Raw genomic sequence first — 12,336 nt, forward strand, 5'->3', positions numbered from 1 at the left:
ATTTGGAATACTTTTGTCGGGTTTTAAGGGTTTTGATATTTATCGATAACGATACGTGCGAACATAGAGGGGTATTTTGAGTCTGATTGCGTCACTAAGCGGAAAGTAGGTTTATTTTTATTTTCTCTGCATCGTTGATGTATGTTTGTTTTCTGTTTGTCTTGCGTTATTGCGCCATTTCGTTTTTAAATCACCAATTTTCCCCATTGATTGATGTCTAAAAAGCAACAAAATAATCCTGTCGCCGTGCCTCGAATCACACTATTGTGGCGTGCGATTACGAGCGCATACCAACGTATTAACCTGCTAACACATCATTTGGTCGGGTTTGTGCTGAAGACCTTGGTCGTGGCGTATTTTATATTTTGTGGGGTGTTTCTGACGCTGCGTTATGTGGTTCTGCCAAATATTAGCCACTACAAAAGTAACGTTGAACAAATCGTCAGCAGTGCGCTTGGATCTCCGATATCAATTGGAACGATTGCGGCATCATGGGACGGTTTGCAACCGACGCTGACGTTGACCGATGTCATTGTTGCGGATCAAAAAAAATCACCTGCTTTAAGTTTGCCGCAAGTTGCTGCCACACTATCCTGGCGTTCGTTATTGTTAGGTACGCTGCGCCTTGATTCATTAGAAGTTGATCGCCCGAATCTACAAATAGAACGCGATACGGCAGGTAACTTGTTTATCGCCGGGATTCCAATTAATCCCAAATCCGAGAATGGCGGCGGCGGTGCAGAATGGGTTTTGGCACAAAATCAAATTGTGATTCGTCAAGGACGTGTCAGCTGGAACGATAAGTTGCGGGGCGCACCAGAACTAGCGCTCACGAATGTTGATGTGGTAATAAACAACCGTTGGCGTCACCATCGGCTATCAGTGCGGGCAACGCCACCTGCGACATTTTCTACGCCGATTGATTTGCGCGCTGAATTCACGCATCCAGTGTTTGCTCGGAAGAAAGCCGATATTTCTCGTTGGAAGGGAACGCTTTACGCGGACATTCGGAATACAGATTTAACACTCTGGAAAGCTTACGTCGATTATCCGATTGAACTAAATCAAGGAAAGGGCGCGGTAAGAGCCTGGCTTGATCTTGATCATGCCAAGGTGGTCGATTTTGCTGCCGATGTGGAATTAGCCGATTTGTCGGTACGTTTGCGCAAAGATTTAGCGCTCCTGACTTTGCGTCAGGTACATGGTCGGATTTCCGCGCAGGAAGAAATCGGACCGTCATCAGCAGATGGCGTACCGACCTTCGGTAGCAACGGGCATCATATTTCGTTGACGGATTTTTCGTTCGAAACCATGGACGGTTTGGTCCTTCCGCGCACCACCATTAATGAGTCTTATTTGCCAGCCAAAGGTAGTCGGCCAGAAAAATACTCTTTAACCGCCGACAGGCTTGTACTGCAAACCTTAGCTGATTTTGCTCAGCGCTTGCCGTTGACCAAGTCACAAGTCCAGATGCTGAACGACTATGCACCGCGTGGCGAGTTACACAATTTCTCAGCCCAGTGGCAGGGCACTTATCCAGCAGTTACCGCTTATCATGCTAAGGGACAGTTTAAAGGACTGAGCCTAGCTGCGCAGTCGTCTCGAGTTGCTCAACCAAAAACGGCATCCCAGCCAGCGCAACCGGCCATGTCAGCTATTCCTGGCGTTGATAATATTACTGGCAGTATCGACGTTAGTCAGTCAGGCGGTTCGCTCAACGTTGCGTCGGACAAAATGTCAGTGACCTTGCCCGGCTATTTTGTGCAACCGGTGATGCCGTTCCAGCACCTGGACTTAAAGGCGCATTGGCAGGTTCAGGATGGCATGTTAGAAAAATTAGCTCAGAAAGCGTTACCCTCACCATCAATCCCAAGGCAGGGCAAAAATCTGCTGATACAAATTGATAGCCTGAATTTTGTGCAGGATGGAGCCGCCGGATCACTATCGGGCACCCATTTGTTGCCGTTAGGGCGTCATGACGGTGGTCTCGGAATGATCGATATAACCGGCCAGATAAGCATGTTTCAAATAAATACTATCGGGTCTTATTTGCCGTTACACACCCCTGAGCATTTGCGACACTGGTTGGTTGGCGCATTGAAAGACGGGACCGCACGTGACGTAACGATTAAACTTAAAGGTGATCTTGCACATTTTCCATTTAATACGCCAGCGAACGATCCTACCGCAAAAGCCAAGGGTGAGTTTAGCGTTTTCGGTAAGATTGATAACGGAACAATGGAATATGATCCTGGTATTTTTGGTCAGGACGGCAAGCAACCCTTGTGGCCGCTTCTGGAAAAAATTAACGGAACGATTGCCGTGGACAGGACACGGTTGCAAATTAAGGCTGATAGCGCTAAAACGACTAACGTGGCGTTGAGCAATGTGGTCGCAACGGTTCCGGATTTATTGTCGCATGATGGAATGCTCAATATTGAGGGGAAAGGTGCCGGTGCGCTCGGCGATTTTCTGTCCTTTGTTAATAACAGTCCAGTTGAGCACTGGATTGGTGGTTTTACGAATGAGTCTGAAGGCAAGGGCAACGCGCAACTCAATCTCGATCTTCACATTCCCTTGGCGCATGCATTCGATTCTAAAGTCAATGGTACGGTCCAATTTTTTAACAATGACGTTGTGTTGCAAAAGATCATTCCGCCATTACAAGGCGTCAATGGCAAACTTGAATTCAATCAAAAAGGGTTCAATCTAAATGGACTCAAGGGTTCTTTTCTTGGCGGTCCGGTTCAGGCCAGTGGTGGCACGCAGCCAGATGGTCAGAGCAAAATCAAGATTGACGGTGTGGCAACGCTGGATGGGTTAAAAATAGTGTATCCAAGTGCCAACGCGCAAAGTATTTTGAGTCATGCCAGTGGTGCCAGTCGCTACAGCGCAACCGTATCTATCCATGATCATCATACCGAATTGCTGGTTGATTCCAGTTTACAAGGGCTGACATTGAATTTCCCCGCACCATTGCAAAAGGCTGCTAATGACAGCTTGCCACTTAAATTTGAATGGGTCGGCGTAACGTCTAATGATCCATTATTTTTACGTGACGAAATTCGTATATCTTTGGGCGCGGCGATGGCTGCACGCTATCAACGGCAGAAATCCATCGACAAAGAAGCCGAATGGAAAGTATTGCGTGGCGGTATCGGGGTCAATGCACCTATACCGGAACCCGATAGCGGAGTGGTCATTAATCTGAATGCGAAATCGTTAAACCTTGATCAGTGGAGTGATCTGGCAGGCGCTGCTAACGATGGCTCGGCTAATAAAGCTATCACAGATCCAGCTCAACTTGCTGGTATCGCCCAATATGTCAAACCGGAGGTAGTGGCGGTCCGGGCTGGTGAATTGATTCTCATGGGAAAAAAGCTGAACAATGTGGTGGTGGGCGCATCGCATCAAAAAAATATATGGCAGGCAAATATCGACTCTACTCAGGCATCTGGTTACGTGACCTGGAATACGGTCAGTTCTGGGCACGGCCTTGGTAAGGTCACAGCACGCTTGTCATCGCTGATCATTCCAGAGAACGCGACGTCGGATGTGAAAGAAATATTAGAGAGCAAAGATGCTGCGACCGAGATACCGGGTCTTGATATCGTTGCTGAAGATTTTCAGTTAATGGATAAAAAATTAGGTCGGCTGGAACTGGTTGCTGACAACGTGCATGCCGATGTCGGTAGCGAATGGCGTATACGGCGATTGTCCATTCGCAATCCCGATGCCGAACTCAAGGCAGCGGGCAAATGGACCACGGTCAATGACAATAACTTGACCAATTTAACTTATGCGCTAGACGTCAATGATGCAGGAAAATTGCTCGAACGTTTTGGTTTCGCCCATATCCTTAAGAGCACCAAAGGGCGGATGGATGGCGATGTTACATGGAAGGGATTGCCGTTTTCAATTGATATACCATCACTAACAGGACAGATTAATCTGGATATGCAACAGGGTCAATTTCTCAAAGTCGATCCCGGTGCAGCCAAGTTGCTGGGCGTACTCAGCCTGCAGTCATTGCCGCGTCGCCTGACACTAGATTTCAGGGATGTATTTTCGGAAGGGTTTGCGTTCGACAGCGTCACCGCCACGGCGACGATTGCGCAAGGCAAGGCAACCACTGATAACTTCAAGATGCGTAGTGTGGCGGCGACGGTTTTGTTGAGTGGTAGCGCTGACATTGCTCAGGAAACGCAGAATTTGCATGTCGCTGTTCTTCCGGAAATTAATGCGGGTGCGGCCTCGCTGGCAGTATTGGCAATCAATCCTGTGGTTGGCATCGGTACTTTTTTAGCCCAGTTATTTCTACGTGATCCGTTGATGCGGGCTTTCACTTTTGAGTATGATATTACTGGTCCATGGAAAGATCCGATAGTGAAGAAAATCGGGCATAAAGACGATCAGTCTGAAGGCAAAAGTAATGCTACAACTGTCATCGAAAATCATTAGAGTTAACATTAAAAGCAAAGATTAAAAGTAAAAATTAAAAGCAAAGCAATCACCATCAATTAGTCAGTAGCTGTATCGCTTTAAAAAAATAGCGCAAATCACATTAACCTGAGAGTCGGAGTCGAAATATGATGAATCAAGCTACAAGCCCATTCAAAATTGCCGCCATACAAATGGTGTCGACGCCGCAGGTTGAAGAAAATTTTTCTACCGCGCGAAAATTGGTCGCTGAAGCGGCACAGCAAGGTGCGCAATTAGTTTTACTGCCTGAATATTGGCCGATCATGGGATGGCAAGATAGCGACAAAGTGACCATTGCCGAATCTCTTGGCGCTGGCCCTATTCAACGTTTTATGGCAGGGCTGGCAAAAGAACATAATATTCATTTGATCGGCGGCACGTTGCCGCTTATCTCGCAAGAGTCAGGAAAAGTGCTTAACGCCACGTTGGTGTATGGCCCTGGCGGCGAGCAGTTGAGTCATTACGATAAAATTCACTTATTTAGTTTTAATAAAGGCGAAGAATCGTACGACGAGGCGCGCACCATTTCTTATGGCAAAGACGTCACCACTTTCAATGCACCGTGTGGCAAAGTTGGCCTTTCAGTATGCTATGACTTGCGCTTTCCTGAGTTGTACCGCGCCATGGGCGATTGCAGTTTAATTGTGATGCCGGCCGCCTTCACTTACACGACCGGTAAAGCGCACTGGGAAATTTTATTGCGTGCCCGCGCCATCGAAAATCAATGCTATGTTTTAGCTGCCGCGCAAGGCGGTAAACATCCGAATGGCCGCCGCACATGGGGCCACAGTATGTTGATTGATCCTTGGGGCGAAATCAAAATGGTACTGCCTGAAGGCGAAGGTGTCGTCAGCGGCGAGATCGACGCCGATTACATGCGACAAGTGCGTGAAAATCTGCCAGCTTTGCGACATCGGAAGTTGTAATTTCTTTTGCTTTAATGAATGTCTCGGAGTAGACCCGCAGATATCCGAAAGAGGCTAGGAAAGGCTGATCAATTGGGCCTTTCTGCAGAGTTGTTATGGCGCATTAAACTTTAGCGCGGGGTTATCGAACATCGAGATGACGCGTGCGCGCATGGTGCCGGATGGACACAATTCATCTTGGGTATATTGGGTCAGACGAATAGAGTTCGGTACGTTGGCTTTGCACGTCACGCCGACAAACTCAGGTTCCAGACCAGCACCCTTAAAGGTGAAATTTTCCTTGTATTCATCGGTCGGCTTGAATAGCTTTATCAGATCACCTGGATTTTTGAGGCCGTTGTAATCAAAGCCCATGCCTTGGGTTACCAGCGCTGAAATCTGCGCTGGATTGATCCCCGCTTTATCTACCCGATAATTGCCGCCGAAACCCGATGCACCACCAATCAACTGGGATAAATTTCCATACTGACCATTGTTAAGCACCATGCCCACGTGATTGGTTGGTGCGAGCGGATTGAGCTCTCCATAAATCCGTTTAATCGCGACCGCTCCGGGCGCCGACCAGGAGTTAGTCACCATAGTCAGGCTGCCCAACGCCAGATTGGTCGTCACGCCGTCGCTACTTGCGCCAGCGGGCGGCGTGATCCCAAAACGTTGTTGCATGAATGCTGTAATAAATTCCCCTAATCCGATGGCACCGTTGACTTGAACTCGTTCGTAAGGTTTATCATCAAGCTTGAGGCTGGTGAGCGTATTGTGAGTAGGATCGAATCCCATCGGACCGCCGGGTGCCGTATTGGCGTTAGTCGTGACTGTTAATGCGCTGCTGGTGACGGCACCAAAGGTAGCGCTTGCAAACGTGTTGGTAAAAAAGCGAGCGGCTGTCGTCATCCAATCTGGATGATCTTGCATCATCGCGTCGCCTCCCGGGGCTTGCGATTGTCGTGCGCCACGTGGCGTTAGATAAACGTTTCGAAACACTTTGGGCGCTAGATCTGCATCGCTACTGTAAAGCGACTGCACGTCCGCTGTCCCGTTGTCTTTATAGGCAGTTCTTTCCCACATAGCGAAGCGTGGGGCTTCAGCATTTAACTGCGCCAGTTCTCCAAAGCGCCACACCCACTGCATCGCAAACAAAAATACCATAAACAGGCTGAGCGCCACCACTGACTCGAATAACGCCTGCCCAAACTGACGGCGGGAAGGTAATAGATAAAGCCTGCGGGTTTGCGATATAAGCATAGGACTCAGTCAATCAGGAAGAACAACGATTTCTCAGGATAATTCAGTCCTTCCAGTCGTGCGTTCCAGTACGGCAGCATCAGATTGGCGTGCGAGACAATTTGCGAGCGAGTGGTCCAACGCTCAACCGGTGCGCGATAATAGACGCGCGCCTTGCCAATAGCCTTCAGATAATTTTGTTTTATTTCCGCGTCATAATCATGTAACGGCGCTCGGCCGAGATTGAATTTGCTTTCTGATTTTAGCGGTAATTTGTCGGTCGTTTCTTGCAATGCCACCACGAACGAAGGGCCAAGATCCTTTAAGGCTGAATTCTGTATTTCTTTGCTGGCGACAAATATATTACTGGCGGCACGGTCACCTATTTGATAGTTGCCCATATTTGCGTCGCGCATTTCCCACAAGCCAAATCTTTCCGCAGGCAATCCCATGTCGGCTGCAACCGCACCGCCCAATCCCGGTTTTTGAAATAACGTTTCGGTTCCGCGCGAGGAGCGCATGCCGAGCACATCAATCAGATCGCCGAGACCCAACGCCTTGAGAAAGAACTGGGTGAACTTGTTTGGCGCGTTGACGGGATCATCGAATACCGTATTCGCCATCGTAAAACCGCTACCGAGCATGTTTGAAATGGACGTGGCGACATTGCCGCCCAGATTGGACAGGTTCTGAAAATTTGCTGCTTGTTGTGCCAGCGCAGTGGCCATTTCAACTTCGGCATCGCCACCACCCGGACTTGGTGCGTTGAGTGCAGCGCCCGACGCTGGCATCCCGGCAGGCGCACCGCCTACGACGCCAGTCAGGTTGCTTGCATTAGCGTCAGGTAGATTCACTGCTGACGAAGCAGAGCTACTTCCATTGATGCCGCCACCGGCAGCATCCAAAATTGGTGCCAACGTGGCCATAGCGGCGTTGTTCAACGTTTCGGTGGCGGTCGCTATTTGCGGCTGGCCTTTCATTGCGCGGTTGGCTGAGGCCTTGGCGATATTCATGACACCGCGTTCGTAATATTTTTTTGCAGCACCAGCGGCCAACGATGCGCATGCGCCGCCGATGCGGGGTGCATACACCTCGCCGGTTGGTAACGTGAAATACATACAGTCATCAATCCCTGTTGCCTCGCCCCAAAATGCTTTCTTCCAGGCGGGCGTAGCGTTCACCACATCTATAAACTTGTCTAAGTCATCGGGAATCGTTTGGTTTTTATTCAAACCTTGACGACCCACCTTGGACATTGTTACCGCACCTGCCATCGGGATGTGGATATTGAACAGATGGGGATTAATTTCCATGATATCGATGTTGCTCCATGCATATGTCCCGTCCTGCATTTGAATCATGCGTGTACCGCCAGTACGCTCATAAAGACACATTATCGGACTCACGATAAGACCTACCGTATTCATGAATCCTTCGATAACGGGACCAATCACGTCGGCCGCAACATTACCTGCCAACGCGGGGACGATCTGTTCCAGACCGTTGACCGATAGGCCTGTTAGCAACCCATTCGTCGCGCTCAAATTACAGCCATCCACTGTCCATAAACCAACGGCATTGGGAAACAGGCGACGACCGCCCATACCACTCGTCAACTTGAACATATCTGCCATCATCAAGCGATGTACCAAATTGAATTCAGCAGTGCCTTTATCGCCAGGAACTTTGGTTTTCATTTCAGTGCTGCCCATAAACTTACGCGGCGGCTGATGCAGCTTAATCATGCTGCCGAAATCAACTAGACTTTTACCGATCTGATACATCACCGTTTGCGGAATGTATTCTGCTTGCGGTGCATTCGCTGTCAGCAAATCTTTTTGCATTGAGATCAAGGCAGAAGCGGTAGTTGCCAGATGGACCTGTTGCGAAGCAAAAATGGCGTAGTTAGTCAGCGATGTAGTCGCCGTGCCAGCATTGGCTAATACCTGACTGGTGACGCGCACGCCATTGACGATCTTTTCCCAATAGTCGCTAAAGGTTGAGACGGTTTTGAGGATGCTCGATAAACCGGTACCGATATAGGGGATGAATTTGGTTAAGGCAGCCGTTGCCTTCAGCACCTTGGCGTTATTACGCCAGTACTGGTCCGACATGGTGACGTTAGACCACATCGCCGTCATTTGTCCAACAGCCTGATAGTTCGCAATCATGGCGCGGTTGGTGTAGGCGGTGTAATTGAGTCCTTCAGCGGCGACGTTAGCTGAACTGTAAGCAATGGCATCGGCTGCATTGGTCAGGCGGCGCTTTTCAGCAGTTAATTGCGCCATGTTATAAATGGCAAATAATCCGATACAAAGCACTGCAAGAAAAAAGATGGTAATAGGTAAAACCGCACCACGTTGTGTGCGGAGCATATCGCCATGAGCTTTTGAAAAAGTATTTTTGCGCGCGTATTGTAGAGAAAAATCGGGTTCCGTTTTTAACAAAATAGCCTCAACGCTCAGGTCGTTCATGTGACATTGTTGAGATCATAGAAATTTATGGTCGGGATCTGGAAGCTAGCCGCGATATTAATATCTTGATACGACATTCAATCGGCGTGAATGACAAGCGGTGTCATGAATCTTGAATTTAATGACGCGGGGAAGATGATGGTTGATAGTAGAAAGGTTTTGTTACGGGGTGATGACGACCGCCAGTTTGCATCCGAATTACATTTTTTATTGTGAATTAACTTGGCATAAGAGCGAAACGTATTGCTACGTTCTACAGAAAAATAACGCAAAAAAGCACGCGCGTGACGATGTTCACGCTGTCTCTTTTATAAAATAGTGATGGAAGTTTTATCAGAAGACGATCGCATTGCGCGATCGTTTTTAGTACGGCGTAACGTTAGAAATGTGGCGTTGAAACTGGTAAAAGAACGACTATCTGGATGACCTTGCCAGTAACCGGTTGAGCAAGTTCTGCCAGACAATCATCCACTTTCAAACCAAGCCGAGCGGCGTTTCCGGCGCTCAACTCAAGGCAGGAATGCGCTTTAGCCGCAGCAAATTTCCATGGTCGGATATGTTCCACAATACGCATGATATTTCCATCTAGATCAATAAATACTGCATCAATTGGCAATCGCATGAAGCATGTATGGATGCTATTGCATGGAGAAATCAGCATTCCTTGCTGGTCATTTAGAGGAAGTGAACCCAACAAACCGACAGCGCGTTTCCAAAAATTATTGGCGATCCGGACGTCAATTTTCATAGGGTAGTTTGTTATTTGAACGCGTGGTCAGTGCGATGGCGAGTGTGGAGTGGGTCATCGTCTTTAACAATCTGATGATGCGTGAAGAAAAAATAATGAGGCTATAAGTTACACAAATAAACCACACAAATAAACGCCACAAATAATGGACTGATCGTCTTGCGGTATCAGCGTGGTACGTCTATAAATATGAAGTGGTCATTACAAATCGAAAGGTCTGACCTCCAAAAAACTTGCCATCTCCAGATTGGCTCGTGGACTAAACAGGAGTCGTACGGTTTGTTCCACTCCGTTTGTCAGCGCAAAGAATTCCATTTCCGCATTTCCATGTTCGTGCAGCGGTGGTAGGCATTTTTCACCATTACGCGCAGTTGATTTTTCCCATTGTTGTCCAAACAATTTTTCCATGTTCCGATAACTGACTCGTTCATCTTCGTTGCGCAACCACAAGTTGAGACGTCCCTCTACGTCGCCGCCGAATTGTTCCTCCTTCCGGCAGAGGATCGTTAGTCCCCCTTCGTCACGACGTCCGTCCCAAGAGGTTTTAACCATAGCGCCAAAGCGGGTAATTTCAACACGTTTGACGTTCTCTCTGTTTTCTCCGACACGACTAATCTGAGCGCCGCCTGTGAAACGCTTGAGGTTTTCATCGGTGTAAAAGTCATCTGTCAGCAACAAGTTTTTACTCAATGCTTTCTTGATATTTTCCAGAAGCGTAAGCGTAGTCGCTGGTACTTTTATCATCCTACATTCCTCTCTCCCAAATCCAAAGCGAACTGGTGGGGCGCTGTTGGTGATGACGTTCTTAGCCTTATCAGCGATAAAAATTTCCATGAAACTTGTCCCAATCTCATTCAAAAGCGATCCCAAATTTTCATCGAAAAATACTACTTAATCTGGTTTGAAACTTCTCAAAAGCGCGCTATCCATCATCTTGTGTTGAAATTGGCAATAAATTACTTTCTCAACTGATGGCAATCGTCGATTTGGGCGAGTACACATTGCAGTTTTGAAAGGGATTCATGGGGTGATAAATTGAATATCCAGCAGGGAAATCCTCATAAACGGAATGCTTTTTCAGCGATGATTTTCCAATAAAACCATTAATACAGAGTCAGATTTTCAGACGCGACCCATGCTTATCCATTTTTTTTTAGACAACTTGCTTTAGCCACATTTAGTCGTTTTTCCATGCTGGCCTCTAGCAATGGCGATTTGCCGGTTTTGATTAGCGAGTCGTACTCTGCCTGCGGTACGCTGTTCCAATAAGTATTAGAAACACAATCGCAGAACGTAGGCAACTTCGTCTTATTTTTTGGAGTGCCTTGTGCGCTTGCACCCATTTGTATGCATACCTGCGTATTTGCTTGCTTAAGCTGCGGCAGGACTGTAGCGCCCCAGACCGTGCCAGAACAAACAAGAGATAGTGTTAGGGCCGAGCTGAATATTTTTGTTTTCATTAGTGTTTGTTCGAGTTGTCAGATTGGGAATGGTTCAGTGAGAATGATAAAAAGTATAGCTTTTGATGAATGCTGCTATGACGCGCGCACTCTTTATCTGAAATTTGTCATGATAGTGAGCACAATCGGAAAGGCGATGATGATAAAAGTGATTGGGAAAATGAACATGATGAGTGGGGCGATCATTTTCATTGGCGCCTCCATTGCCAATTTCTCTGCTCTCTGAAAGCGCTCGGTGCGCTTTTGTTCCGAAAATTTGCGCAAAGTCGGTCCGAGTGGAACGCCCAGTTTGTCACATTGCAGCACAATACCAACAAAGCGCTTGATGTCCAGATTGCCGGTACGACGGGCGAACTTTTCGAGAGCTTCGGCGCGTCCGGCTCCCGTTTTCATATCGCGCACTACCCGCTCTATTTCCTGCCGCAAGATACAGGCGGGGCCACGCTCACAAAAATTAATGATGGCTGTATTTAAGGTTAGGCCACATTCACAACAGAGCGTCACGATATCGACAAAGGATGGGAAGTAGCGGGATATTTCCAGGTTACGGCGCTTCTTTTGGTCCTTGATCCACATTAGCGGATAAAACCAGCCAATTGACCCAAGCACAGCGACAATATAAAGCACCTTATAATCAATACCAAATGCCCCAAAACTGACCAAAATTCCGAAGAAGAGAGAAACAGCCAGAGAGAAAAATTGAACAGCGAACGTCTCGTTCGGCGTCATGAAATATTCCAGACCGGCCGAATTGAGCATTTGCTTACGCTTGAGTAAGGTGGCTTCGGATAAATAAGCACCGAAATAAAAATCAAAAAACATGACGCCATTCCATACTTTTTTCAGGAGTGGTGGCAATGGATCCATATTGGGCCGAAATTTGCTAACTTTGGCGTTCGCCAATAACTTAAAGATGTAAAAAAGAAATACGCTAAGACTGCCGAAGGCCAGAATGATCGCGCTATATAGATAAATTGAACTGTTCATACCATTCGTCCCTTAGTGATGTTCGTGTTGGGTTTATG

Annotated in this window: 8 protein-coding genes; 2 read left to right on the plus strand and 6 right to left on the minus strand. The window is 47.6% G+C overall.

All coding sequences use genetic code 11. From position 1 onward, the window contains the following. Window positions 1-213 precede the first annotated feature (213 nt). On the plus strand, window positions 214-4,461 hold the full coding sequence (locus RGU75_RS14325; protein ID WP_322237003.1) for a YhdP family protein: 4,248 nt from the start codon (window positions 214-216) through the stop codon (window positions 4,459-4,461). Window positions 4,462-4,589: 128 nt separating this feature from the next. Continuing rightward, window positions 4,590-5,408 (plus strand): carbon-nitrogen hydrolase family protein, encoded by an 819-nt coding sequence (locus RGU75_RS14330; protein ID WP_416186818.1) that lies wholly within the window; start codon window positions 4,590-4,592, stop codon window positions 5,406-5,408. A gap of 93 nt (window positions 5,409-5,501) precedes the next feature. On the opposite strand, the gene RGU75_RS14335 is transcribed toward RGU75_RS14330, so the two are convergent. The 6 genes from RGU75_RS14335 to RGU75_RS14360 form a co-directional block, all read right to left on the minus strand. After that, complete coding sequence (locus RGU75_RS14335; RefSeq protein ID WP_322237004.1) at window positions 5,502-6,650, minus strand: hypothetical protein; 1,149 nt, start codon at window positions 6,648-6,650, stop codon at window positions 5,502-5,504. 5 nt (window positions 6,651-6,655) lie between these two features. Further along, window positions 6,656-9,103 carry a pilus assembly protein TadG-related protein gene (locus RGU75_RS14340; RefSeq protein WP_322237005.1) on the minus strand — a complete coding sequence of 816 codons (2,448 nt, stop codon included), beginning with the start codon at window positions 9,101-9,103 and terminating at the stop codon, window positions 6,656-6,658. A gap of 379 nt (window positions 9,104-9,482) precedes the next feature. Then, complete coding sequence (locus RGU75_RS14345) at window positions 9,483-9,851, minus strand: DUF192 domain-containing protein (RefSeq protein ID WP_322237006.1); 369 nt, start codon at window positions 9,849-9,851, stop codon at window positions 9,483-9,485. Window positions 9,852-10,052: 201 nt separating this feature from the next. Further along, on the minus strand, window positions 10,053-10,685 hold the full coding sequence (locus RGU75_RS14350; protein WP_322237007.1) for a hypothetical protein: 633 nt from the start codon (window positions 10,683-10,685) through the stop codon (window positions 10,053-10,055). A 305-nt stretch (window positions 10,686-10,990) separates the two neighbouring features. Further along, on the minus strand, window positions 10,991-11,311 hold the full coding sequence (locus tag RGU75_RS14355; protein ID WP_322237008.1) for a hypothetical protein: 321 nt from the start codon (window positions 11,309-11,311) through the stop codon (window positions 10,991-10,993). A gap of 93 nt (window positions 11,312-11,404) precedes the next feature. After that, window positions 11,405-12,298 (minus strand): type II secretion system F family protein, encoded by an 894-nt coding sequence (locus RGU75_RS14360; RefSeq protein ID WP_322237009.1) that lies wholly within the window; start codon window positions 12,296-12,298, stop codon window positions 11,405-11,407. Between the last annotated feature and the right edge of the window lie 38 nt (window positions 12,299-12,336).

It is taken from the genome of Glaciimonas sp. CA11.2 (genome assembly GCF_034314045.1).
GTDB lineage: Bacteria > Pseudomonadota > Gammaproteobacteria > Burkholderiales > Burkholderiaceae_D > Glaciimonas.